Origin of the sequence: Providencia sp. PROV040 (genome assembly GCF_032706145.1) — a bacterium.
In the GTDB taxonomy this organism is placed as follows: Bacteria; Pseudomonadota; Gammaproteobacteria; order Enterobacterales; family Enterobacteriaceae; genus Providencia; species Providencia hangzhouensis.
Genome location: NZ_CP120530.1, coordinates 1,564,865 through 1,590,821, shown reverse-complemented (window position 1 = coordinate 1,590,821; position 25,957 = coordinate 1,564,865). Strand labels below are relative to the sequence as shown.

20 protein-coding genes are annotated in these 25,957 nt (G+C 42.4%); 3 read left to right on the top strand and 17 right to left on the bottom strand.

Annotation, left to right across the window (positions count from 1 at the left end):
- Position 1 precedes the first annotated feature (1 nt).
- The 17 genes from P3L40_RS07190 to leuO form a co-directional block, all read right to left on the bottom strand.
- Positions 2-922: a D-alanine--D-alanine ligase gene (locus tag P3L40_RS07190; RefSeq protein WP_004262027.1), complete on the bottom strand. Its 921-nt coding sequence runs from the start codon at positions 920-922 to the stop codon at positions 2-4.
- A gap of 2 nt (positions 923-924) precedes the next feature.
- Positions 925-2,388 carry a UDP-N-acetylmuramate--L-alanine ligase gene (gene murC, locus P3L40_RS07185; RefSeq protein WP_094961366.1) on the bottom strand — a complete coding sequence of 488 codons (1,464 nt, stop codon included), beginning with the start codon at positions 2,386-2,388 and terminating at the stop codon, positions 925-927.
- Between the two features lie 47 nt (positions 2,389-2,435).
- On the bottom strand, positions 2,436-3,509 hold the full coding sequence (gene murG / locus P3L40_RS07180; protein WP_004262030.1) for an undecaprenyldiphospho-muramoylpentapeptide beta-N-acetylglucosaminyltransferase: 1,074 nt from the start codon (positions 3,507-3,509) through the stop codon (positions 2,436-2,438).
- Complete coding sequence (ftsW, locus tag P3L40_RS07175; protein ID WP_004262031.1) at positions 3,506-4,699, bottom strand: cell division protein FtsW; 1,194 nt, start codon at positions 4,697-4,699, stop codon at positions 3,506-3,508. The genes murG and ftsW overlap by 4 nt, the downstream gene beginning before the upstream one ends.
- Complete coding sequence (gene murD / locus P3L40_RS07170) at positions 4,699-6,009, bottom strand: UDP-N-acetylmuramoyl-L-alanine--D-glutamate ligase (RefSeq protein ID WP_136134544.1); 1,311 nt, start codon at positions 6,007-6,009, stop codon at positions 4,699-4,701. Before murD ends, ftsW begins: the two co-directional genes overlap by 1 nt.
- A 1-nt stretch (position 6,010) precedes the next feature.
- The gene (mraY, locus tag P3L40_RS07165; RefSeq protein ID WP_004262035.1) at positions 6,011-7,093 is read right to left on the bottom strand and encodes a phospho-N-acetylmuramoyl-pentapeptide-transferase; all 1,083 of its coding nucleotides are present in this window, start codon (positions 7,091-7,093) and stop codon (positions 6,011-6,013) included.
- Positions 7,087-8,451, bottom strand: a complete 1,365-nt coding sequence (murF, locus tag P3L40_RS07160; RefSeq protein ID WP_004262037.1) for a UDP-N-acetylmuramoyl-tripeptide--D-alanyl-D-alanine ligase — start codon at positions 8,449-8,451, stop codon at positions 7,087-7,089. The genes mraY and murF overlap by 7 nt, the downstream gene beginning before the upstream one ends.
- Positions 8,448-9,935 carry a UDP-N-acetylmuramoyl-L-alanyl-D-glutamate--2,6-diaminopimelate ligase gene (gene murE, locus P3L40_RS07155; RefSeq protein ID WP_272693263.1) on the bottom strand — a complete coding sequence of 496 codons (1,488 nt, stop codon included), beginning with the start codon at positions 9,933-9,935 and terminating at the stop codon, positions 8,448-8,450. The genes murF and murE overlap by 4 nt, the downstream gene beginning before the upstream one ends.
- Positions 9,922-11,688 (bottom strand): peptidoglycan glycosyltransferase FtsI, encoded by a 1,767-nt coding sequence (gene ftsI / locus P3L40_RS07150; protein WP_004262040.1) that lies wholly within the window; start codon positions 11,686-11,688, stop codon positions 9,922-9,924. Before ftsI ends, murE begins: the two co-directional genes overlap by 14 nt.
- Positions 11,689-11,699: 11 nt before the next feature.
- Positions 11,700-12,020 (bottom strand): cell division protein FtsL, encoded by a 321-nt coding sequence (gene ftsL / locus P3L40_RS07145; RefSeq protein ID WP_004262041.1) that lies wholly within the window; start codon positions 12,018-12,020, stop codon positions 11,700-11,702.
- Entirely contained in the window at positions 12,020-12,973 is a 954-nt protein-coding gene (gene rsmH / locus P3L40_RS07140; RefSeq protein WP_136134540.1) for a 16S rRNA (cytosine(1402)-N(4))-methyltransferase RsmH, read from the bottom strand. The genes ftsL and rsmH overlap by 1 nt, the downstream gene beginning before the upstream one ends.
- 2 nt (positions 12,974-12,975) lie before the next feature.
- On the bottom strand, positions 12,976-13,434 hold the full coding sequence (gene mraZ, locus P3L40_RS07135; protein ID WP_004262043.1) for a division/cell wall cluster transcriptional repressor MraZ: 459 nt from the start codon (positions 13,432-13,434) through the stop codon (positions 12,976-12,978).
- A 712-nt stretch (positions 13,435-14,146) separates the two neighbouring features.
- Positions 14,147-15,157, bottom strand: a complete 1,011-nt coding sequence (cra, locus tag P3L40_RS07130) for a catabolite repressor/activator (RefSeq protein WP_094961381.1) — start codon at positions 15,155-15,157, stop codon at positions 14,147-14,149.
- Positions 15,158-15,241: 84 nt separating this feature from the next.
- Positions 15,242-15,733, bottom strand: coding sequence for an acetolactate synthase small subunit (gene ilvN, locus P3L40_RS07125; RefSeq protein ID WP_004262045.1), 492 nt, complete (start codon positions 15,731-15,733; stop codon positions 15,242-15,244).
- A 2-nt stretch (positions 15,734-15,735) separates the two neighbouring features.
- The gene (ilvI, locus tag P3L40_RS07120; protein WP_036958468.1) at positions 15,736-17,463 is read right to left on the bottom strand and encodes an acetolactate synthase 3 large subunit; all 1,728 of its coding nucleotides are present in this window, start codon (positions 17,461-17,463) and stop codon (positions 15,736-15,738) included.
- Positions 17,464-17,834: 371 nt separating this feature from the next.
- The gene (locus tag P3L40_RS07115; RefSeq protein WP_036958469.1) at positions 17,835-19,646 is read right to left on the bottom strand and encodes an AMP-dependent synthetase/ligase; all 1,812 of its coding nucleotides are present in this window, start codon (positions 19,644-19,646) and stop codon (positions 17,835-17,837) included.
- Between the two features lie 373 nt (positions 19,647-20,019).
- A complete protein-coding gene (gene leuO, locus P3L40_RS07110) occupies positions 20,020-20,988 on the bottom strand; it encodes a transcriptional regulator LeuO (RefSeq protein ID WP_110592165.1) in 969 nt (322 codons plus the stop codon).
- Between the two features lie 892 nt (positions 20,989-21,880).
- Here leuO and leuA point away from each other — a divergent pair.
- The 3 genes from leuA to leuC are packed head-to-tail and all read left to right on the top strand — an operon-like array spanning position 21,881 to position 25,954.
- Positions 21,881-23,458 (top strand): 2-isopropylmalate synthase, encoded by a 1,578-nt coding sequence (gene leuA / locus P3L40_RS07105; RefSeq protein ID WP_004262054.1) that lies wholly within the window; start codon positions 21,881-21,883, stop codon positions 23,456-23,458.
- Between the two features lie 2 nt (positions 23,459-23,460).
- The gene (leuB, locus tag P3L40_RS07100) at positions 23,461-24,549 is read left to right on the top strand and encodes a 3-isopropylmalate dehydrogenase (protein ID WP_136134538.1); all 1,089 of its coding nucleotides are present in this window, start codon (positions 23,461-23,463) and stop codon (positions 24,547-24,549) included.
- Between the two features lies 1 nt (position 24,550).
- Positions 24,551-25,954 (top strand): 3-isopropylmalate dehydratase large subunit, encoded by a 1,404-nt coding sequence (leuC, locus tag P3L40_RS07095; protein ID WP_136134537.1) that lies wholly within the window; start codon positions 24,551-24,553, stop codon positions 25,952-25,954.
- Positions 25,955-25,957 lie beyond the last annotated feature (3 nt).

The following is a 25,957-nucleotide window of genomic DNA, read 5'->3' as shown; positions in this document are numbered from 1 at the left end:
ATCAACGAGCCAATCTCAAAATTTGCACAACTAACTGTGAAAAACTCATACCTGCCTGACGAGCAGCCATTGGCACTAGGCTATGGCTTGTCATACCTGGCGATGTATTAACTTCCAACAGATAAAATTGGCCATTGCTGTCTTGCATTACATCAACTCGCCCCCAGCCTTCACAACCAACAACTTGGTAAGCTTTCAGCGCTAAGTCTGCGAGTTCTGACTCAAGCTGTTCATCTAAACCACTTGGGCAAAAATATTGAGTTTCATCAGATAAATATTTCGCTTCGTAGTCATAAAAAATACCTGGTGGTTGAATACGAATTGGCGGCAGAGTGTTGTCTCCTAACACCGCGACCGTGAACTCAGGACCACTCAGCCATTTTTCAATTAACAACGTTTCATCAAATTGAAACGCAAGATCCAGTGCAGCAGGCAATGCCTCTAAGTTATCAACTTTACTCATACCAACACTGGAGCCTTCAAGGCTTGGCTTCACGATAAGAGGTAATCCGAGAAATTGCACTTTAGCGACAATTTGCTCATAAGAAGCCTGCTTATACTGCTGCTTTGTTAAGTAAACATACGGCGATACACTTAACCCTGCACCTTGCCATAATTGTTTTGTTCTCAACTTATCCATGCTAAGCGCTGAAGCCATAACACCACTGCCGGTATAAGGCAGATTTAGTGTTTCTAACAGCCCTTGTAATGTACCGTCTTCACCACCGCGGCCATGTAACGCAATAAAAACTTTGTTGAAACCTGCATCTTTCAATGTTTCTACAGGGAAATCTTGAGGGTCGATAGGATGAGCATCAATACCTGCTTGGCGTAGCCCTGCCAGCACAGCATTTCCTGACTGAAGTGAAACTTCACGTTCAGCAGATGAGCCTCCTAATAGAACCGCAACTTTCTCTGTCATTTTTATTCCTCAATCATCGGTGGCTGTAATTTTGCTTCTGCTAGGCTTTTGGCTATTTTACCAATATTTCCTGCGCCTTGAACTAAAATTAAATCATTTTCATCAAGAGTTTGAGCTAAAATATGTGGAATTTGTTCAATATCTGCAACATAAATAGGATCAATCTGACCACGACCACGAATTGAGCGGCACAATGAGCGGCTATCCGCACCTGGTACATGCTTTTCGCCCGCTGAATATACGTCTAACATTAGCAGCACATCAACCTGCCCCAAAACGTTAACAAAATCATCGTATAAGTCACGAGTACGAGTATAGCGATGCGGTTGGAATACCATAACAATACGCTTATCTGGCCAGCCTGCTCTCGCGGCTTTAATCGTTGCATCCACTTCGGTTGGGTGATGACCATAGTCATCCACTAGCATCACTTCACCGTCTTTGCCATTCACATTTCGCAGAGGGAAATTCCCTAGGAAATCAAAGCGACGCCCTGTTCCTTGAAATTCAACTAGTGCAGATAAAATATGTAAATCGTCAATACCTTCTTCTGTGGCGACCGCCACTGCGGCTGTCGCATTGAGAGCATTGTGACGCCCTGGTGCATTTAGAACCACCGTCAGTTCTGGCATATTTTCACGGGCAATAGTGAAAAAGCCTTGATTTCCTTTTTGCTCATATTGCGTGATACGCACATCAGCGTCTTCACTAAAACCATAAGTGGTGATATAACGGCCAATTTTGGGTAGTAACGAACGAATGACTGGATCATCAATACACATCACTGCGCGCCCGTAAAATGGCAAATTGTGCAAGAAATTAATGAACGTATTCGTTAAATTATCGAAGTCACCTTGGTAAGTATCCATATGGTCTGCTTCGATATTGGTCACAACGGCAACTAACGGTTGCAAATGCAAGAATGAAGCATCGCTTTCATCGGCTTCTGCGATCAAGTAGCGGCTACTACCTAAACGTGCATGCGTTCCTGCTGATTTAACCAATCCCCCATTCACAAATGTGGGGTCAAGGCCTGCTTGTGCATAAATCCCAGAAATCATTGCTGTCGTAGTGGTTTTCCCGTGGGTACCTGCAACAGCAATGCCATGACGATAACGCATTAATTCCGCTAACATTTCTGCACGACGAATAACAGGAATACGCAATTCTTTGGCGGCTTGAATTTCTGGGTTCTCACTTGAGATCGCTGTTGATACGACGACAACACTGGCATTTTCAACGTTCTCTGGACGGTGATTAAAGTAAATCGTTGCCCCTAATGCGGTTAATTGTTGAGTCACTGCATTCGGAGCTAAATCTGAACCACTAATTTCATAGCCTTCATTTGCCAACACTTCAGCGATACCACCCATGCCAGCACCGCCGATGCCGACAAAATGGATGTGCCTGACTCTTCTCATTTCTGGCACTGATGTTCTTAATTTCGCTAATTGTTGTGTATTCACTATATTTCTTCGCTTCTAAATTAATTCGGTATCAATTATGACTAATATTATTTAGCCACTTCACAGATCACGGCAGCAACTCGCTCTGTTGCATCAGTAATTGCACAACTATGTGCTTTTTCAGCCATTGAGAGTAATTCGTTTCTGTCCCATTGCCCTAATAAGCTCGCCACAGCATCTGCGGTAAATTGTGACTGTTCTAAAATTTTAGCCGCCCCCGCTTTTTCTAGCGGTAATGCGTTCCAATACTGTTGACGGTCTTTATGTTGAAAAGGAACAAAAATAGCCGGTAAACCTGCGGCTGCAATTTCACTTACGGTTAGTGCGCCAGACCGACAAACAACAATATCTGCCCATGCGTAAGCTTGCGCCATATCATCAATAAATTCAGTAACTTTATACTCAGAATTGACTGAAACTTGCATGTGCTCATTATACAATGCTTCTGTCGATTCCTTACTGCCTTTTCCCGCTTGATGCCAGATATTTAACTGTTTGCCTACTTTTTCAGCGACCAGAGGCATCACCTGATTTAAAATCCGTGCCCCTTGGCTACCACCGACAACCAATACGCGTATAGCGCCTTCTCGGCCCGCTAAACGTTCCTGTGGTGCAGGTAGAGCCAAAACATCTTCCCGTACTGGATTCCCTACAACTGGTGCGTCAGGAAATGCCCCCGGAAAGGCTTGTAATACTCTTTTTGCAATTCGAGATAGCCATTTATTCGTTAACCCTGCAATACCATTTTGTTCATGAAGCACAACGGGTACACCACATTGCCATGCCGCAATACCACCGGGCCCCGAAACATAGCCTCCCATGCCTAATACAGCATCTGGCTGATAACGCTTGATAATTGTTTTTGCTTGGCGAATTGCTTTATAAATACGCCATGGCGCCCCCAGTTGGGCGGCAATGCCTTTACCCCTGAGGCCAGAAATTTGAATAAATTCAATATCGATACCGTGTTTAGGCACTAATGTTGCTTCCATTCGGTCAGCCGTGCCTAACCAACGGATTTCCCACCCTTGAGCCTGCAAATAATGTGCCACGGCTAAACCTGGAAAAACATGTCCTCCAGTTCCACCTGCCATGACGAGTAATTTCTTTGCCTGACTCATTTAGTGCTCCTTACAAACGCCTGCGCTTTTTCAAGGCGTGTTTCAAAATCAATTCTCAGTAATATCGCAATGGCAGCAGCCATTACCAGTAAACTCGAACCACCATAACTAATTAATGGCAATGTTAAACCTTTTGTCGGTAACATACCGGATGCAGCCCCAACGTTAACTAAGGCTTGGAAGGTAAACCAAATACCAATTGAACAAGCTAAATAACCACCGAATAATTGGTTTGACATCAATGCGCGACGGCCAATCATCATTGCTCTAAATGCCAACATAAAGACCATCAACAGAACCAATACCACGCCAAAGTACCCGAGTTCCTCAGCTAAAACCGAGAAAATAAAGTCTGTGTGTGCTTCTGGCAAATACTCTAATTTTTGTACTGAATTACCAAGCCCTTGCCCAAACACTTCACCACGACCAAAAGCCATTAAAGATTGGGTTAGCTGATAACCACTGCCAAACGGGTCATCCCACGGGTTCAAAAACGATGTAACACGACGTAAGCGGTACGGCTCGAACCAAATCAAAGCCAATACCCCCACTGCGCAAGCGGCAATACCAATAATAAACGGCGCTAACCTTGCGCCCGCTAAAAATAACAATCCCAGAGTGGTAACCACTAATACGATAACGGTCCCTAAGTCAGGCTGTAATAAAAGCAATGACGCCATAACAATCAAAATACACATCGGTTTAATAAAGCCAAGAAAACGGGTTCTGACTTCATCGGATTTACGCACCAAGTAACTGGACACATAGCAAAACAACGTAAATTTCGAAATTTCTGCTGGTTGAATTTTTACCAAACCGATGTCTATCCAGCGTGATGCCCCGTTAACTGAACTTCCTGCAACCAGCACCACCACTAGCATGCCAAGTGAAACCATCAACAAAATGAAATTGTACTTTTCCCAAACTGCCATCGGGATACGCATGACACCCAACGCTAAAATAAATGCGATAACGATATACACCACATCACGCTTAGCGAAATAGAACGGGTCTTCTGTTAAGCGTTGGCCAACTGGCATGGAAGCGGATGTGACCATGATAAAACCCACTGCGGCTAAACCGAATGCCAACCACACTAATGTACGGTCGTAAAGCGTTGAGCCTGAAATCACGCCATTTTTTTCACCAATGACCCAATTTTTTAAACGCATCGCACCCGGTATCGTCATTAACCTAACTCCTGGGCTAATTGAGCAAAGACAGTTCCACGCTGCTCAAAACTTTTAAACTGATCCAAACTGGCACATGCAGGGGATAACAGCACCATGTCCCCCGCTTTTAATTGTGGCGCAATTTGGCGTAAGCTTTGTTCCATAGTCTCAGTCAATACTGATTTTTCAGGTGCCATATCAGCTAATGCTTTCCCATCACGACCAAAGCAATATAAGCGGTAGTTATCCGCAGCAATATATTGTTTTAATGGTGAAAAATCAGCTGACTTGCCATCCCCACCTAATAATAAATAGATATTGCCATCCACGTGTAACCCATTTAATGCCGCTTCTGTACTTCCAACATTTGTGGCTTTAGAGTCATTAATCCAGCGAACACCGTTATTGAATAACACTAATTCGAAACGATGTGCTAACCCCGCATATTCTTTCAATACTTGAAGGCAAACTGGACGAGGAATATCCACTGCATCCGCCAATGCTAACGCGGCTAACGCATTAAGGTAATTGTGTTGGCCAGTTAAGTGCATTTCATTGACATCTAATAGCTCTTTTCCTTGAGCCACTAACACCCGTTTTTGGGTATCAAAGAAATAATCACCACTATTTAAGCCAAAACTAATGCATTCATCCAAAGTATGATTAGCGGGTAAGGTCAGTATATCTTGTACGTTAACAATGCAGTTTTGAGCATTGTGATAAATTTTTAATTTCGCTTCACGGTACTGTTCTAGACCTAATGGATATCTATCCATATGATCTTCACTAATATTTAAGACTGTCGCGGCGGTCGCTTCTAAACTTGAAGTGGTTTCTAATTGGAAGCTGGAAAGTTCTAAAACGTACAGATTATGCCCTGCATTGAGTAATGAAAGTGCTGGCGTACCAATGTTGCCACCTACACCAACTGAAATACCCGCTGCTTTAGCCATTTCACCAACCAATGACGTGACAGTGCTTTTACCATTTGAACCTGTAATCGCGACAATCGGTGCATCTGCTTCACGGCAAAATAATTCGATATCACCCACAATTTCGATGCCATTTTCTGCGGCCTGCTGTAATTGAGGGGTCGCTAACGCAATTCCTGGACTAGCAACAATTAAATCGGCGGCCTGTAACCAGCTATTATTCAAACTGCCACTATGGCATTCTACATTTTCTGGGAGTTTATCTACACCAGGCGGTACTGCACGGGTATCCATAACGCGAGGCACCACGCCGCGCTCAAGGAAAAAGTGAACGCAAGATAGGCCGGTGATCCCCAGCCCAATAATAACGACGTTCTTACCCTGATAATCAACCATCTTAACGCACCTTCAAGGTTGCCAGCCCAATCAGGACTAGCATTAACGAGATAATCCAGAAACGCACGATAACACGTGGTTCTGGCCAACCCTTCAATTCATAATGGTGGTGAATTGGTGCCATACGGAAAATACGTTGTCCACGCAATTTAAATGAACCGACTTGTAAAATAACTGACAGCGTCTCAACGACGAACACACCGCCCATAATCACTAATAAAAACTCTTGGCGCAGTAATACCGCAATAGTCCCCAGTGCACCGCCAAGCGCCAATGAGCCGACATCGCCCATAAATACTTGCGCTGGGTATGTGTTAAACCATAAGAAACCTAACCCTGCCCCCACAATGGCAGTACAGACAATCACCAGTTCACCTGCATGGGGTAAAAATGGAATATGTAAGTAACTGGCAAAGTTGACGTTACCTGTTGCCCATGCCACTAATGCAAAACCTGCGGCAACAAATACCGTTGGCATGATAGCTAAGCCATCCAAGCCATCGGTTAGGTTTACTGCGTTACTGGTTCCAACAATCACAAAATAGGTCAGCAAAATATACAGCATGCCCAGTTGTGGCATTACGTCTTTGAAAAATGGTACAACTAACTGAGTTGCTGGGGTATCTTTACCAATCGCGTACATGGAAAAGGCAACAATTAACGCAATCACGGATTGCCAGAAATATTTCCAACGCGCGATTAAGCCACGAGTGTCTTTACGAACCACTTTCCGGTAGTCGTCAACAAAACCGACAATGCCATACCCAACTAGCACGAGTAGTACACACCAAACGTAAGGGTTGTCTAATCGAGCCCATAACAATGTTGAAACGGTAATTGAAAATAAAATCAATAACCCGCCCATAGTTGGGGTCCCACGCTTACTAAAGTGAGACTCAGGGCCTTCGTTACGAACGACTTGACCAATTTGCATTTTCTGCAGGTAAGCAATTAAATGAGGCCCCATCCACAGAGCAATGGCGAGTGCCGTCAGCAAACCGACAATGGCCCTGAACGTCAAATAAGAAAAGACGTTCAGAACAGAAAACTTGTGGACTAACATTTCGGCAAGCCAGACTAACATTCGAAGCACTCCTTCAATGCATTCACAACATCTTCCATCGCGGAGCTGCGTGAACCTTTAACTAAAATAGAAACAACGTCCTTCTGCTGCGCTAGCGGAATTAGTCGGGTTAATAAATCTGCTTTCACTGTGAAGTGCTCACCACACTCACTAAATTGGCTGATCAACTCACTTAACTGACCAACACTGAATACCTTATCTAAACCCGCCTGCTTAGCGGCAACACCTACACGTTGGTGGCAATCTTCGGCATAATCACCCAGTTCCCCCATATCCCCTACCACTAAGATGCGGTAACCCGGCATTTTTTCGAGGACCTGAATTGCTGCGATCATCGAGCCATCATTGGCGTTATAAGTGTCATCTAATACCACTTTGTGTTCACTCAAGCGCACAGGGTATAAACGCCCAGGTACCGCTTGCGTTTTTGCTATGCCGTTTTTGATATCTTCTAGGCTAGCGCCGACAGAAATCGCCAATGCACTTGCCGCTAACACATTAGCAATGTTATGCCGCCCTGGTAATGGCAAGGTGATATCGACACTACCAACAGGGGTATGTAACACAAAATCTGTTGTTAGCTGTTTCACTTGAATATCAGAAGGATAGAAATCCGCTTTTGCTTGTGAAGTTAGCGAGTAATACCAAACAGTTTGGCGTGGCTGAAACTGCCATTTTTCACTGTAGCTATCAAGGTTAACAATTGCGGTTCCTTCTTCTGGAACACCTTGATAAATTTCACCTTTGGCTGTCGCAACCCCTTCCGGTGAACCAAAGCCCGCTAAGTGCGCAGCAAATAAATTGTTAACTAACGCCGCTTCTGGTTTAACAATATTGGTTGTGTAGGCGATTTCATTAGGGTGATTAGCACCCATTTCTATCACAGCGAATTCATCATCATTTGTTAAACGAAATAGTGTCAAAGGCACACCAATATCGTTGTTTAAATTACCGGCGGTATATAAGGTTTTACCGCGCTCAGATAAAATAGATGCTGTCATTTCTTTAACAGATGTTTTGCCCGAAGACCCCGTCAAGCCAACGATTCGAGCTCTGCTCTGCTGACGAACCCATGCAGCCAATTGGCCCATCGCAATACGCGAGTCTTTCACGATAACTTGTGGGCAATCTACATTCAGCTTGCGCTCAACAAGTAACGCTTTAGCTCCCGTAACCACCACTTGTTGTGCGAAATCATGGGCGTCGAAGCGTTCACCTTTTAAGGCAATAAATAGGCAATTTTCAGCAATTTTGCGGCTATCGGTACTAACAGAGCTAATCAAAACATTGGTATCTGGAGCAGACTCAATCTGCCCTTGGGTAATCTGTGCCAGCTGAGCGAGTGTTAAAGAGATCATGCGATTACCCCCAACAAACGTGCCACCGTTAAACGGTCGGAGTAATCTAGCTTGCGCTGACCAATAATTTGATAATCTTCATGACCTTTGCCTGCAATCACAATCACATCATCAGGAGATGCCTGCAAAATGGTGTTTGTCACTGCTTCTGGACGACCTGGAATGGCCAAGGCACGGCTGGAATCTAATAGTCCAGCCATGATGTCATTAATAATGTCGATAGGGTCTTCGCTGCGCGGGTTGTCATCTGTGATCACGATTTTATCTGCATATTCTTCTGCTGCGGCTCCCATCAGAGGGCGCTTACCTTTGTCACGGTCACCACCGCAACCAAATACACACCATAATTGCCCTTTGCAATGTAAGCGTGCTGCCGCTAAGGCTTTTTCTAAGGCATCAGGAGTATGCGCATAATCAACAACAACTGTCGGTTTATTCGGTGCACTAAACACTTCCATACGGCCGCAAACTGGTGACAATGAAGATGTAGCAGCCAGCAGTTTGTTTAACGGATAGTCCATCATCAGCAAAGTTGCCATTGCCACTAATAAGTTGCTGACATTAAATGCTCCCATAAATGGGCTTTCAAAGTCACCATTTCCCCACGAGGATTCAAAATGGATAGTGGCGCCTTTGTCGTGGTATTCAACTTCCGTTGCTTTTAACCATGGGCCTTGCCAATCTTGAGGAATTTTGTTTTCCATGGTCACCGCGCACGCTTGTGGTATACGCTGCAGCCATTTCAAACCAATCGCATCATCCGCATTGATGATTTGCGATTTTGTATTATGTGTGGAAAACAATAACCATTTCGCGGCTTCATAGCTTTCCATATCGCCGTGATAATCAAGGTGATCACGGCTTAAATTAGTGAACACAGCGGCATCGAACTGTAAGTCTGCGACACGGCCTTGTACTAATCCATGGGAAGAAACTTCCATCGCTGTTAATGTTGCTTTTTGGTTCAATAACTGGGTCAATTCAAGTTGAATATCTACCGCAGAGCCCGTGGTATTTTCGCTTGGTGACACATGGCCTAATAGGCCATTACCCACGGTTCCCATTACTGCGCTAGTTTCCCCTAGCCCTTGAGCCCACTGAGCAATTAATTGTGTGGTGGTGGTTTTACCGTTAGTCCCCGTCACACCAACGAGTTTCATTTTTGCAGAAGGTTGGTGGTAAAACTCACCGGCCAGTGCAGATAAACGGTTATTCAGGTCATTCAAATAAATAACAGGTACGCCATGAACGAAACGAATTTCGCCTTCAACGGCTTCACCTTCCGCCTCTGCTATTACAGCGGAAACCCCTTGAGCAATCGCTTGAGGAATATAGTGTCGCCCATCCGATTGATGACCTTTTATTGCAATAAACAGATCGCCCGCGGCAGCCTTTCGACTGTCTAGCGTCATCTCACGCAGTGAGATTGGAGTTGTGCTCACACCAAAGGGTGAGAGTAGATCACAAAGATTACGATCTGCCACTTTTAACCTCTTTTTGACTATTTACGATTTCATTTTGTTCGTTTGGTTGCAATGCGTCGGGTTCAACGTTCATCAACCGCAAGACCCCACCCATGATTGAGCCAAATACGGGGGCAGAAACCGCACCACCATAGTATTTACCTGCACTTGGCTCATTGATAAGCACAACTAACGCATAGCGTGGATTACTCGCAGGCGCAACACCTGCGGCATAAGCTAAATATTTATTAACATAGCGCCCTTCAGGGCCCACTTTTTTTGCTGTACCGGTTTTAATGGCAATGCGATAGCCTTTAATGGCTGCTCGAGCTCCCCCGCCGCCGGGTAGAGCTACACTCTCCATCATATGCACCACAGTACGCATAATTGGCTCAGGAAAAACACGCGTCCCTGGCACGGGAGGGTCAACTTTAGTGATTGATAGAGGCCGGTAAATACCGAAACTCCCTATCGTTGCATAGGCTCGCGCTAACTGTAACGGTGTTACCATTTGCCCGTAGCCAAAAGAAAAGGTGGCCCTTTCTAAATCAGACCACCGTGTTTTTTTACTTGGAAAGATGCCACTACTTTCCCCGACTAACCCCAGATTAGTCGGCTTGCCAAACCCAAAGCGGCTATACACATCCACCAGCTCAGTGGCAGGCATCGCTAACGCAAGTTTTGAAACACCTACGTTACTCGACTTCTGTAAAATCCCAGTAATAGTTAGCTCAGCGTATCGTGCTACGTCCTTGATCTCATGACCACTAATACGATACGGATAAGTATTAATTACTGAGTTTTCTTTAATAATTTTGTTATGTAGCGCACTCATTACCACCATAGGTTTTACTGTTGAGCCCGGCTCAAAAATATCCGTAATGGCGCGGTTACGCATCGCATCCATTGATGTACCCGTTAAGTTATTTGGGTTATAGGATGGGCTATTCGCCATTGCTAAAATTTCACCGGTATGAACATCAACTAAAATTGCCACACCCGATTCCGCTTTATTTTCCTGCACGCCACGTGTTAATTCACGGTAAACAATGGATTGAATACGTTCATCAATACTTAATGTCAGATTATGCGCAGCTTGGCTGTCAATAGACGAAATGGTTTCAATCACTCGCCCATTACGGTCTTTACGGACTGTACGTTCACCCGGCGCACCTTTTAACCAACGGTCAAAGCTTTTTTCGACGCCTTCAATCCCTTCACCATCAATGTTTGTTACCCCCAGTAAGTGAGCGGTAACTGGGCCTGATGGGTAATAACGACGAGATTCTTTGCGTAAGTAAATACCCGGTATTTTTAATTTTTTAACGTAATCACCAATAGATGGGTTAACTTGGCGCGCTAAATACACAAAACGGCCTCTTGGATTGGCCGATATTTTGCTCGTAATTTGTTCTAATGGAATTTCAAGTGCGTCTGCCAGTGCTTTCCAGTGCTCGTCATTGCTTATTCCCCCTTTTTCAAATACCTCTTTGGGGTCTGCCCAGATCGCATTGACTGGCACACTCACGGCAAGTTGCCGCCCTTCTCGGTCGCTAATCATACCTCGTGATGTCGCAACTTCTTGCACTCGTAAAGAGCGCATATCGCCTTCTTTCACCAGTTTCTCTGGCGCAATAATTTGCAGATAAGCCACCCGCGTTAGCAACCCTGCTAACGCTAAGACAATGCATCCGCACAGCAAAATAAAGCGCCAGCGGACAAAGCTGGTACTTTCTTCTTGTTTCTTATTTTTCGCTGTTTTTGGTGCTTTCATTAGGAACCTTTTTATTGCTTAGAAACAATAATTTTTTCTTGTGATGGTTCAACTTGCACCATCTGTAATTTTTCAACCGATAAACGTTCTATTCGGCTATGGCTCGCAAGGGCGTTTTCTTCAAGGATCAAATTACGCCATTCGATATCTAACAAGTCTTTTTCTTCATACAACTTATCTTTTGCGGCCGTTAGTAAACGCGTTTCATGTGCCGTTGTTACCACAAAAACAGCACTGATAATAATTGCCACTAATAAAATCAAAGGAACGATGCCATAACGAAATAAATCACGCCCAATGACGCGAGCTAGGCTGTGCCTTTCTGGAACCATTATTCCGCCGCCTTCTCAGCAAACCGCAACACGGAACTACGTGCGCGTGGATTTTCATCAATTTCGTTTTCCGAAGGTTTCATCTTACCTAGGTCACGTAACTGCGCTGTACCTAACTCTTTAATCTGCGCTTCAGTTAGAGGAATACCTGCTGGCACCGATGGACCTTTACTATTTTTGCGAATAAACCGTTTTACTAACCTGTCTTCCAACGAATGGAAACTGATAACTGATAAACGCCCTTGTGGTGCTAAAACGTTCATTGCGCCTTCTAACGCTTTTTCTATTTCTTCCAATTCACTGTTGATATAAATTCGAATGGCTTGGAAGCTACGCGTTGCTGGGTGCTTATGTCGGTCTTTCATTGGGCTAACTTTTGCAATTAATTCAGCAAGATGCCGTGTGCGTGTTAACGGTTCTTCTTCCGGGTTATGGTTACGCTCAACAATCGCTCTCGCAATTCGTTTAGCAAAACGCTCTTCACCAAAAGTTTTTAAAACCCAAGCTATGTCATCCGCTTCTGCGTCCATCAACCATTGCTGTGCAGATTGCCCTTTGGTTGGGTCCATCCTCATATCTAACGGCCCGTCACGCATAAAGGAAAAACCGCGTTCAGGGTCATCTAACTGGGGTGAAGAAACGCCTAAATCCAGCAGTACGCCATCAATTTGCCCGACTAACCCTTCTTCTTCCACATACTCTGCAATCGCAGAAAATGGGCCATGTTTAATCATAAAACGAGGGTCATCAATAGTTTGAGCCGCTTTTATTGCCTCTGGGTCACGGTCTATGGCGATTAAACGACCATTTTCGCCAAGCTGACTTAATATCAACCTTGAATGACCACCACGACCAAATGTGCCATCAATGTAGATACCGTTAGGTTTAATGTTTAAGCCATTAACGGCTTCATCCAGTAATACTGTTACGTGTTTAAATTGCTGTTGCGTCATTATTAAAGTGACAAATCCTGTAAGCGGGCTGAAAGTGGTTCATTGGTAAGGCGCTCAGCGGCAATATCATCTTCCACTTGCTGATACCAAGTTTGTTCATCCCAAAGTTCAAATTTATTAATCTGGCCAACCAACATGACCTCTTTGGTTAGCCCTGCGTGTTGACGCAATGTACTGGCTAACAAAAGACGCCCCGCGTTGTCCATTTGGCATTCACTTGCATGGCCCAATAACAGCCGTTGCACGCGTCGTTCAGCAGGGTTCATCGTCGATAACCGAGAAAGCTTTTCTTCGATAATCTCCCACTCAGGTAAGGTATAAAGCAGCAGACATGGCTGGTGAAGGTCAATGGTACAAACCATTTGCCCTTTCGATTCCTCGTTCAGCATTCCTCGATAACGAGTCGGCACGGTTAGACGCCCTTTGCTGTCGAGATTAACCAGTGTTGCCCCACGAAACATACCCGATTAAACCCCTTTTATTTCCAAGCCACCCACTTTACCCCACAATTCACCACATATAAAGTTTACGAATGGTATGAAAACGTTGTCAAGCCAGTCGCACTCAGCTTTAGCTTTATTTACAGAACAATTCAGAAAAAATAAGGGTAGGTAAAATATGACTTGGAAAGAAAATGCGAAATAACAAGTTGATATAATTAATATATTTTATAAAGTGCAACTTAAATAAGCGAGATCACTCTAGATTGCTGCAAAATCATACAAATCATTATAAATTCAACTTAAGTCTCATTTTTAATCAGTATATCTTGTACCGGTTATTTACTTTTATTGAGTCCCCAAATAATCATTAATATCTAACAATGGTAAAAACACCCCGAAAAAAAAATAAAACCATTAAATATCAACATAATAAATAACTGTTTTAATAAACAGTATTTAATTTTAAATATTTATCGCACAAATCAGTAATACATCTACAATAAATTTATATTAATTTAATCATCCGATTTAGCTTTCATTTTAAAATCAGCAATAAATATCTTAAGATAAATCCTAAAGTTAAATATTTACCTACTTTTAGCTTATAAAAAAAAAGCCCCTACAAGATAGGGGCCGTTATATTACTCATTATTGTGACCAACATCACTCATTATCGTGTAAATATTCACTGTTCGATTAAAGTTAAGTCTATTTTACTACTGCTTATTTACTACTGCTTACGACCTAAACTTCCACGACGGCATAAATCACGGCGAATACGAGTAATACCAGGTTCTGGTTTTTGCTTTTCATCAAGGCTGGCAAGTACTAATTCTAAAATACGTTCAGCGATATCCCTATGGCGTTGTGCAAGGGAAAGCACTGGGCACTCGAGAAAATCTAATAACTCATTATCACCAAATGTGGCAATGACCATGTGCTCAGGTAAACGACCACTACGTTTCAACGCAACATCTAATACACCTTGTAGTAAGGAAAATGATGTTGTAAATAACGCGTCAGGCATCTCGTTACCGCTATCAAGCCAATGTGCAAAAACCTCTGCTGCTGAATCGCGTTCATAGCTATTTGCATACAGATAATCAATCTTGCGCGGGTCTTCATGCCATGCTTTACGGAAACCTTGCTCGCGTAAATAGCTGACAGACAGCTCAGGTAACGCCCCCAAATACAATACGGATTCAGCATTAAACTTACGTAATTCTGCTGAAATCATGAAAGCATCTTCTTGGTCATCACCAACGACACTAATAAAATGCTCTTTTTCAAGGGCTCTATCAAGTGCGATAATCGGTAAAGAACGGTTCGCCCAACGCTGATAAAACGGGTGTTCCGGCGGTAAAGCTGTCGAAACAATAATGGCGTCAACTTGTCGTTGCAAAAGGTGCTCAACACAACGAATTTCATTGTCAGGTTGGTCTTCTGAGCATGCTATTAGTAGTTGATAACCACGTTGACGCGCCTGCCTTTCAAGGTAATTTGCTATACGGGTATAGCTGGTATTTTCCAAGTCTGGGATCACTAACCCTATAGAACGGGTACGCCCTGCTCGTAGCCCCGCAGCAACTGCATTTGGATGGTAATTGTGCTCTCTGACGACTGCCATCACTTTTTCTACAGTTTTATCGCTGACTCGATACTGCTTGGCCTTGCCGTTGATCACATAACTAGCCGTTGTGCGGGAAACACCCGCTAGACGGGCTATCTCATCCAGTTTCACGTTAACCTCTTTACAATTTTGGGAATAGCCCCGAATCATTCGGGGCCTTAAACGCGATTATTCTACCTTCGGAAGATAAATTTTTCATCGCATAATTTTATCACCGCGTGAAACTCCGACGATCCCTGAGCGTACAACTTCAACAATTTCAGCAACACCACGCACTGATTCGATAAAGGCATCCAGTTTTTCGCTTGTTCCCGCTAGCTGAACGGTATAAAGCGTTGGGGTTACATCAACAATTTGTCCACGGAAAATATCCGCACAGCGCTTCACTTCATCACGCCCATATCCAGAGGCCTGTAGCTTCACTAACATGATTTCACGTTCAATATGTGCTGACGCCGTCAGCTCACTGACACGCAGCACATCAACCAATTTATGCAATTGTTTCTCAATTTGCTCAAGAACTTTTGCATCCCCTTTAGTTTGGATAGTCATACGTGACAATGTTGGATCGTCCGTTGGCGCCACGGTCAAACTTTCAATATTATAACCACGCTGAGAGAACAGACCTATGACACGGGACAAAGCACCTGATTCATTTTCTAATAAAACGGATAAAATACGACGCATGATCAGGTCCTCTCTGTTTTGCTCAACCACATTTCATCCATTGCGCCGCCACGGATCTGCATTGGATAAACGTGCTCAGTTTCATCAATATTTACGTCAACGAAGACTAATCGCTGATTTTCATTTACTTCAACAAGGGCTTGTTTTAGTTTTTCTTCCAGCTCATCAGGTGTTGTTATCGAAATACCAACGTGGCCATAAGCTTGCGCTAACTTGATGAAATCAGGCAATGATTGCATGTAGGATTGCGAATGGCGGCCTTGATAAATCATATCTTGCCATTGTTTTACCATGCCTAAGAAACCATTGTTTAAGTTGAGTACTAAAACCGGTAAACCATATTGCAGGGCTGTTGAAAGCTCCTGAATGTTCATTTGGATACTGCCGTCCCCGGTCACACAAACAACTGTCGATTTTGGATGCGCTAATTTCACCCCTAATGCAGCAGGTAAACCAAAGCCCATCGTGCCAAGACCTCCAGAATTTATCCAATGACGAGGTTTATCAAAGGGATAATATAATGCGGCAAACATTTGGTGCTGCCCGACGTCAGATGTCACATACGCTTCACCTTTCGTTAAACGGTAAATCATTTCAATAGCTTGTTGTGGCTTAACTTTTGTTGGGCTGGTTTCGTAACGTAAACATTGTTTACTACGCCACTGTTCAATTTCTTTCCACCATGCAGTGAGCGCTTGGTTATCTTGTTTTGCTGAAGCCTGGTCTAACTGACCTAACATTTGCTTTAATGTAAGTTTCGCATCACCCACGATTGGGATGTCCGCATTAACCGTTTTTGAGATAGACGTTGGGTCAACATCAATTTGGATAACAGTCGCATTTGGGCAGTATTTTTCTAAGTTGTTCGTTGTTCTATCATCAAAACGAACACCAACAGCAAAAATCACATCTGAGTTATGCATAACCTTATTAGCTTCATAGGTTCCATGCATTCCAAGCATCCCGACAGACTGCTTGTGAGTTTCTGGGAAAGCTCCTAACCCCATTAAGGTTGATACTACTGGTAATTGTAGTTTTTCTGCCAACTCAATAAGTTCAGCAGAGCAATTCGCGTTAATCGCTCCCCCGCCAATATAAAAAACCGGTTTTTTTGCCGAAACCAATTTAGTTAACGCTTTTTTGATTTGACCTTTGTGGCCTTGCAGCGTTGGGTTATAAGAACGCAAAGAAACATTTTCTGGATAACGATAAGCAAACTTCAAGGCAGGGTTAACGGTGTCTTTAGGGAAATCAATAACTACAGGCCCAGGACGCCCACTTGCCGCAATATAAAAAGCTTTCTTGATGGTTTCAGGAATTTCTTCTGCGCTTTTAATTAAAAAACTGTGCTTTACTATTGGCCTTGAAATCCCAACCATGTCGCATTCTTGAAACGCATCATTACCAATTAGCGAACTGGCAACCTGCCCCGATAACACCACCATCGGTACTGAATCCATATAAGCTGTCGCAATACCCGTAATCGCATTCGTTGCCCCTGGCCCCGATGTCACTAACACGACCCCAACATCTCCTGTTGAACGTGCATAACCATCAGCCATATGCACCGCAGCCTGTTCATGACGCACTAATATGTGTTCTACCCCGCCAACAGTATGAAGTGCATCATAAATATCCAATACGGCACCGCCTGGATAACCAAACACGTGCTTTACTCCTTGGTCAATCAACGATTTGACGACCATTTCCGCTCCCGACAACATCTCCATGAGTTTGCCCCCAGACATTATTTGCAAGTGAAGAGGTATGCTCTACCTCTTTATTTTTATCATTTAAATAGTGAAATTCGTACTATTAACATATCTCTCCGGCTGAAACGAAGCAAACACCATTTCAGTGCAAGGATCACGAAACTTTCACATCATCTTGAACATGGGAATTTGATAGATAAATTGACTGCGTATGAAAATAATAGAAGGAAAAATGACTGGCATGAATGAAAAAACAGTGCAACTTTAATTAGTTGGAACCGTTACAATTTTTAATATTGAGCTATTATTTGAATGAATAAATAAAAACAGAACAAAAACAAGACCTGACTTACCCATAATACAGGTAAGCCAGATAATTAAATGGTAAATTATTCTTTGTACATCGATTCAATTTCTAATTGATAGCGCTCAGAAATGATTTTACGACGTAGCTTTAAAGTCGGCGTTAATTCACCTTTTTCCATTGAAAATGTGGTTGGTAGCAATGTAAAACGCTTAACTTGATGGAAATTTTCGATATTCTTTTGTAAATCTTTTAAGCGACTTTCGAATAATGCCACAATATTCGAGTCTTTTAAGAGTTCTAAACGATCTCGATATTTCAGGTTTATTGAATGGGCATATTCTTCTAAGCTGTCATAGCAAGGCACAATAAGCGCTGAAACAAACTTACGAGCATCGGCAATGACTGCGATGTGTTCAATAAACTTGTCTTGCCCTAATACGCCTTCAATCATCTGCGGTGCAATATATTTTCCATTAGACGTTTTCATTAAATCTTTTAGTCTATCTGTAATATATAAATTACCTTGTTCGTCAATTTTCCCTGCATCACCTGTTTTTAACCAGCCATCCGCTGTAAATGTATCTAAGGTTTCAATCGGGCGGTTGTAATAGCCTTTCATAACCACCGGCCCTTTTACTTGTATTTCATCGTCTTTACCAATACGCACTGAAACAGAAGATAGTGGTGTACCAATCGAGCCTAATGGGTATTTCCCTTCTTCCCAGCAAGATACCGTGGCACAGGTTTCTGACATACCATAGCCGTATTTAATGTTTACCCCTGCAGAAAGGAAAAATGCAATCACATCGTCATCAAGACGGGCACCTGCAGCTGGCATGAACCGAATTCGCCCCCCTAACCCTTCACGAATTTTATTGAGGACCAGTTTGTCGACCATCGGGAAAATAGCGCGGTTAATAAAAGAGGGTTTGCGGCCTTTTGCTAAGGCTTTCACTCGGCTTCTGCCAAGGGATAATGCACAGCGAAATAGTGCCCTACGTACTAAAGGTGCTTTTGCCACTTTACTGTGTATTGCTGAATAAACTTTTTCATAAAAACGTGGAACCGCACACATTACTGTCGGTTTTACCTCAGCTAATGCTTCCCGAACCTGATTGGTATCCGTTAAATAAACGTTTAGTGCTCCAACGTGCATAACGTAAAAGCTCCACGCACGTTCAAAAACATGTGAAAGTGGTAAAAAACTTAAAGAAACATCATCAGCGGTGAGTTGTAATCGTTCGTCATGGAGATACAGCTGCGCAGCCATGTTGTAGTAATCCAACATAACGCCTTTGGGTTCTCCGGTAGTACCTGATGTATAGATGATGGTAAATAAATCACTGAGATTATGCGCAGCGATGCGTTCATCCAGTTCTGCTTGGTATGCGGTTTGTGATTGCGCCATAAACGTGGATAAATGCATGGTGTTGATTGAAATATCAGCCAACTTAACATTGTCATTCATCACAACAATCGTGGTTAATTGAGGGCAAAGAGCGGGTAACTGGCATGCAACTTGATATTGCGCCTCTTCCCCAACAAATAACACTTTAATATTTGCGTCGTTAATAATATACGCAGCTTGCTCGACACTGCTAGTCGCATAAAGTGGCACCGTGACCGCCCTAATTTGTAACGCGGCAAAATCCACTAATGACCAATTCATACTGTTGTGGGCAAATAACCCAATATTTTCTTGTGCGATAACGTTTAATGCTAAGAGGTGTCGAGAAATTGCTGAAGTGCGATCGCCAACCTCCCCCCACGTTAATGAGCTACGTTGCCCGTTATCCCATTGACTGAAAGCTATCCGGTTCGCTGATTCTTGTGCAGTAACCCTGCTACGTAAGCGATTAACCAAGTGGTATGGATATAGATTTTCAGTAATCAAAGTTTATTCCCTATAAGTCATTATCGATATAAGCTACTCGGCACATTCACAAGCACTTAACCATTCTTATTATTTCAGCTTACAAGTGTTAGCTGAATATTCGCAGTGTATCGACTAAAGAGATGCGTGAAAAGCATTTATATGTAAATTTTTTGCAAATGTTATGTCTGCTACAAAACTCACCATAGCACCTACGATAATGAGTTAATCAGCTTGTTGGCATGTATATTTTGTTATAAGCACGTTTGCAGAAATATAGAGGTTGTTGGCCTTAAGGGACAATTTCATTTGTTATTGTCCCTTAACAAAATGAGCTATTTCTTTCTCATCAGTTCGAGATAGCCTACAACCTCTAATATTTTAAATAGGCGTGTTATGCCGCAACAGGCTGTTCAGAGAGTTCCTCAATCAATTGATTGAATTGAGACTTCATCCATTGATGGCCTTTATCCCTAACCGTTGATTCATGCCAAGTTAAGTAACAAGGCAGTGTATCCTTAAGCCAAGGTAACGTTAACGTACGTAATTTAAGTTGCCCAACGTGATGATTAACTAACCATTTTGGCACAATAGCCACGAGATCAGTTTGAGCAACAATACTCAATACACTATTTAAGTCAGTCCCTTGATAACTAACCGTATGCGATAACTCAGTATTATTATAATAAGGTTTACTAAATGACCCCATGTTATCCATTGACATAATAGCGTGGCGTTCATTATTTAGTTCAGTTTCAGAAATTGAATTACCAATACGTGGATGATGATTTGCCACCACTAATACCAATTCGTCATCAAATAAAACCTGATGTTGAAATTCCGTCTTTTCTAATTGATTATAGCCAAGGAAGAAATCCATTTCTTGGTATTTTAATTGATGAGCAATTTTATCACCCATAAAAGAATGAATGATTATATTAATATTAGGCGAAACTACCTTAAATTTTTCGACAATAATAGCAGCTAGGCGAATATCTAACGGTGAACAGATAGATAAATTAAATACCCGATCACTATTTTGTGGGTTAAAACCTGCGCTAGGTAATTCATTATGAACTAATTGTAATGCTTGCCTAATAGGCCCAAATAATTGTTTAGCACGCGATGTCGGCTGAATACCACGCCCATACCGCACAAATAACTCGTCATTAAACATTGATTTTAAACGTGAAACTGCATTACTTACTGCAGGCTGAGACATCCCTAGAACTTGCGCAGCTTTTGTCACGTTTTGCATCTGCATAACCACGTCAAAAACCGTTAATAGGTTAAGATCAACATTACGTAAATGAATATCGCTACTATCTTTTTTAGCTGTTGAAATTGTATCAAAATCAGTCATTTTTTACTCCACTAATATATTTATCATTTTTCATTAACGAAAAGAGTCATTCATCTAAAGAAACCGACGAATATATAAATTCATTAAATATTATTCTTAAAACAACTTATAGATAATAAGCTATTTCGCTTTCCCTGCATTTATTAAAACGACGTTTATATTACTTAACCTATTAATTAAACTTGCAGTATAAATATCATCATAAAACGTAAATATTCATCAAAATAATGAGTGATAACTACTAATTAGACTTGCAATCACTCACCGTAAAAATAATAAAGCAATTTTTGCAAGAAATCATAATAAATCGTATTTAGAATCAATAAATATCCTCATTATCAGATTATTTTTTAAATACTCATTTATTAGATAATTAACTTAATTAAAAAGCATTGGTGTAGGTGATTCATTCCTTGCGTTGAACTTTAACTCATAGGAAAATAGAAAAACATTATAAAATTCAACACATTAAACCAAACCAATACTTAGACAATGCCTGATTAAAGAATTTTACCCTTATAATTACATAAAAATCCAGACAAAACAGAAGAGTTACACCAAAAAAATAGCAACAACCACCAACTAAAAGCCATAATTCATGATTAGTAAAAATATGCTAAAAATCTATGATTGACATTAACTTTAAGATAACGTATCAATAAATACAGTTTAATTAAGATACTCAAGAGAGACGGTTGCAATGACATTTTCTATTCGCCTACTAAGCCTACTACTACTCGCATTAAATTTGCGCGGTATGCTTATGGACGAAAAATAGAAACAAACTGTCCACAAACATTAAGAACCCGCGCAACCGCGGGTTTTTTTATGCCTGCGGCTTTGGAAGAACATAACACTCAGTAAAAACAAAATTCGATATGAGGAACACAATATGAGCAACCAAGTCATTATCTTTGATACCACCTTACGCGACGGTGAGCAGGCATTACAGGCTAGTTTATCAGTCAAAGAAAAATTACAAATCGCCTTTGCGTTAGAACGTTTAGGCGTTGATATCATTGAAGCCGGTTTCCCAGTCTCTTCACCAGGTGACTTCGAGTCCGTTCAAACCATTGCCAGAGAAATCAAAAATAGCCGAATTTGTGCATTAGCACGTTGTATTGAAAATGATATTGATGTTGCAGCCGAGTCATTAAAGGTCGCTGAAGCCTTTCGTATTCATATTTTCTTAGCCACCTCCAACTTGCATATGGAGAAAAAATTAAATAAATCCTTTGATGGCGTAATGGATATGGCAATCAATTCCATCAAGCGCGCTAGACGCTATACCGACGACGTTGAATTCTCCTGTGAAGACGCCGGCCGTACTGACCCTGACAATTTGTGCCGCATTGTAGAAACGGCTATAAATGCGGGAGCCACCACCATTAATATCCCAGATACTGTAGGTTATACAACGCCTTACCAATTTGGTGGAATTATCACTGATTTGTATAACCGTGTGCCAAATATCGATAAAGCCGTTATTTCTGTTCATTGCCATGATGATTTAGGGATGTCGGTTGCTAACTCAATCAGTGCCGTGCAAGCCGGTGCCCGCCAAGTAGAAGGGACAATTAATGGCTTAGGTGAACGCGCTGGCAACACGGCATTAGAAGAAGTGATTATGGCAATTAAATTGCGCGAGCAAATGTTAAATGTACATACCAATATTAATCACAAAGAAATTTACCGGACCAGCCAATTAGTTAGCCAATTATGTAATACACCAATCCCAGCGAATAAAGCGGTTGTCGGCAGCAACGCATTTGCTCACTCATCAGGAATTCACCAAGATGGCGTACTGAAAAACCGCGAAACCTATGAAATCATGACGCCTGAGTCCATTGGTTTAAAAGAACAACAACTGAATTTAACCTCACGTTCAGGCCGTGCCGCTGTTAAGCACCGTATGGAGGAAATGGGGTATCACGAAGGTAAAGACTTCAAATTGGATGAATTATATACTGCATTTTTGAATTTAGCCGATAAAAAAGGTCAAGTGTTTGACTATGACTTAGAAGCCTTGGCTTTCTTTACTAAACAACAAGATGAAACTGACCACTTCGTAATGGACTATTTCAGTACGCAATCAGGCTCTAGTATTGTTGCGACAGCAACAGTCAAAATGCAGTGTGGTGATGAAGTGAAATCTGAAGCTGCAACCGGTAATGGCCCCGTTGATGCGATTTACCAAGCTATCAGCAACATTACACAATTCCCTATGAAGTTAGTCTCTTATCAGTTGTCAGCTAAAGGCCACGGCGAAAATGCATTAGGCCAAGTAGATATCGTGGTTGAATGCCATAACCGTAAGTTCCACGGGATGGGGTTAGCGACAGATATCGTTGAATCTTCAGCAAAAGCCATGGTGCATGTGTTGAATAGCATTTGGCGCTCAGAGCAAGTTGAAAAAGAAAAACAAAAAATAAATCAAGAATCACAATCAAACACGAAGGAAGCTGTTTAACAATGTCTAGTTATAAAATTGCCGTATTACCGGGAGATGGCATCGGTCCAGAAGTGATGGCGCAAGCTCACAAGGTTTTAGCTGCTATCAGCAAACGTTTTGCAATAACAATCAACACCACTGAATATGATGTTGGCGGTGCGGCAATCGACAAGCACGGTGAGCCATTACCACAGGCCACAGTAAAAGGTTGTGAGGAAGCTGACGCTGTCTTATTTGGTTCTGTCGGTGGGCCGAAATGGGAACACTTGCCACCTGATAGCCAGCCTGAACGTGGTGCATTATTGCCTTTACGCAAGCATTTTAAATTATTCAGTAATTTACGCCCTGCTCGCTTATATCAAGCATTAGAAGCATTTTGCCCATTACGTGCAGACATCGCAGCTCAAGGCTTTGATATTCTTTGTGTGCGTGAATTAACAGGTGGGATTTACTTCGGTCAACCAAAAGGCCGCAAAGGTGAAGGCCAAGAAGAATACGCATTTGATACTGAAGTTTATCACCGCTATGAAATCGAGCGTATCGCACGTATTGCTTTTGAATCAGCCCGCAAACGTAATAACAAAGTCACATCAATCGACAAAGCAAACGTGTTACAAAGCTCGGTCTTATGGCGTGAAGTGGTCAATCAAATCGCAAAAGAATATCCAGATGTTGAAGTCAGCCATATGTATATCGATAACGCAGCCATGCAAATGATCAAATCCCCATCACAGTTTGATGTGGTGTTATGTTCTAACTTGTTCGGCGATATCATTTCTGATGAATGTGCAATGATCACCGGTTCCATGGGCATGTTACCTTCTGCGAGCTTAAATGAAGCTGGATTTGGTTTGTATGAACCTGCGGGAGGCTCTGCACCAGATATTGCTGGAAAAAATATTGCCAACCCAATTGCACAAATTTTATCTGCCTCCATGTTGTTAAGATTTAGCTTAGACCAAGCCGATGCAGCAGATGCAATCGAACGTGCGGTCAATAAAGCCTTAGAAGAAGGTTATAGAACATCAGACTTAGCAGGTGCAGGTCAGTCAATAAGTACCAGTGAAATGGGCGATATTATTGCTCGTTATATTGCAGAAGGGGTTTAACATGGCCAAGACTTTATATCAAAAATTGTATGATGCCCACGTTGTCCGTGAGGTCGAAAATGAAATCCCTTTGATTTATATCGATCGCCATTTGGTACATGAAGTGACATCACCTCAAGCGTTTGATGGTTTGAGAACTAAGAAACGTCCTTTACATCAACCAAATAAAACATTTGCCACAATGGATCACAACGTATCAACGCAAACCAAAGATATTAATGCGTGTGGCGATATGGCTCGTATTCAAATGCAAGAGTTGATGAAAAACTGTAAAGAGTTTGGCGTAACTTTATATGATTTGAATCACCCATACCAAGGTATTGTCCATGTGATGGGGCCTGAGCAAGGTATTACTTTACCCGGTATGACCATTGTATGTGGAGACTCCCACACCGCAACACACGGTGCATTTGGCTCATTAGCCTTTGGTATCGGAACATCTGAGGTTGAGCACGTGATGGCGACTCAAACGCTGAAACAAGCACGCGCTAAAACAATGAAAATTGAAGTCGTAGGCAAAGCTCCAGCAGGTATTACCGCAAAAGATATCGTTTTAGCGATTATCGGTACAACGGGCAGCGCAGGCGGTACTGGCTATATTGTTGAGTTTTGTGGTGAAGCTATCGAAAACTTAAGCATGGAAGGCCGCATGACGGTATGCAATATGGCAATTGAATTAGGCGCGAAAGCGGGAATTATCGCACCGGATGAAACCACTTTTGCCTATATGAAAGGTCGCCAATTTGCACCTAAAGGCCAACAATGGGACGATGCAGTTGCTTATTGGAAAACATTAAAAACGGATGATGATGCACAATTTGATAAAGTCATCACTATTCAAGCAAGTAGCATCGCGCCACAAGTCACTTGGGGAACCAACCCTGGGCAGGTGATTGCCATCAACCAGCCGATCCCTGCTCCTGAGTCATTTGCAGACCCTGTTGAACGAGCTTCCGCTGAAAAAGCATTAGCTTACATGGGGTTAGAGTCTGGCATTAAATTATCTGATGTCAAAATTGACAAAGTATTTATTGGTTCATGTACGAATTCACGTATTGAAGATTTACGTGCCGCTGCTGCAATTGCAAAAGGTAAAAAAGTGGCTAATGGCGTACAAGCTATTGTTGTTCCGGGATCTGGCCCTGTTAAGGCCCAAGCTGAGCAAGAAGGTTTAGATAAAATTTTCATTGAAGCGGGTTTTGAATGGCGTTTACCGGGTTGCTCTATGTGTTTAGCGATGAATAATGACCGCTTAAACCCTGGCGAACGCTGTGCATCAACCAGTAACCGTAACTTTGAAGGCCGCCAAGGTCGCGCAGGTCGTACTCACTTGGTTAGCCCAGCAATGGCAGCTGCTGCAGCGATTAATGGCCATTTTGCTGATGTACGTGATATTCAAATCTAAGGA

Bases quoted from the DNA above. Each gene is read 5' to 3' on its own strand.
- leuA (WP_004262054.1), top strand. From the start codon at position 21,881: ATGAGCAACCAAGTCATTATCTTTGATACCACCTTACGCGACGGTGAG.
- mraY (WP_004262035.1), bottom strand. From the start codon at position 7,093: ATGTTAGTCTGGCTTGCCGAAATGTTAGTCCACAAGTTTTCTGTTCTG.
- murF (WP_004262037.1), bottom strand. From the start codon at position 8,451: ATGATCTCTTTAACACTCGCTCAGCTGGCACAGATTACCCAAGGGCAG.
- ilvI (WP_036958468.1), bottom strand. From the start codon at position 17,463: ATGGAGATGTTGTCGGGAGCGGAAATGGTCGTCAAATCGTTGATTGAC.
- ftsI (WP_004262040.1), bottom strand. From the start codon at position 11,688: ATGAAAGCACCAAAAACAGCGAAAAATAAGAAACAAGAAGAAAGTACC.
- leuC (WP_136134537.1), top strand. From the start codon at position 24,551: ATGGCCAAGACTTTATATCAAAAATTGTATGATGCCCACGTTGTCCGT.
- P3L40_RS07190 (WP_004262027.1), bottom strand. From the start codon at position 922: ATGACAGAGAAAGTTGCGGTTCTATTAGGAGGCTCATCTGCTGAACGT.
- ftsL (WP_004262041.1), bottom strand. From the start codon at position 12,020: ATGGTTCCAGAAAGGCACAGCCTAGCTCGCGTCATTGGGCGTGATTTA.
- murG (WP_004262030.1), bottom strand. From the start codon at position 3,509: ATGAGTCAGGCAAAGAAATTACTCGTCATGGCAGGTGGAACTGGAGGA.
- leuB (WP_136134538.1), top strand. From the start codon at position 23,461: ATGTCTAGTTATAAAATTGCCGTATTACCGGGAGATGGCATCGGTCCA.
- murD (WP_136134544.1), bottom strand. From the start codon at position 6,009: ATGGTTGATTATCAGGGTAAGAACGTCGTTATTATTGGGCTGGGGATC.
- ftsW (WP_004262031.1), bottom strand. From the start codon at position 4,699: ATGACGATACCGGGTGCGATGCGTTTAAAAAATTGGGTCATTGGTGAA.
- ilvN (WP_004262045.1), bottom strand. From the start codon at position 15,733: ATGCGTCGTATTTTATCCGTTTTATTAGAAAATGAATCAGGTGCTTTG.
- mraZ (WP_004262043.1), bottom strand. From the start codon at position 13,434: ATGTTTCGTGGGGCAACACTGGTTAATCTCGACAGCAAAGGGCGTCTA.
- leuO (WP_110592165.1), bottom strand. From the start codon at position 20,988: ATGACTGATTTTGATACAATTTCAACAGCTAAAAAAGATAGTAGCGAT.
- rsmH (WP_136134540.1), bottom strand. From the start codon at position 12,973: ATGACGCAACAGCAATTTAAACACGTAACAGTATTACTGGATGAAGCC.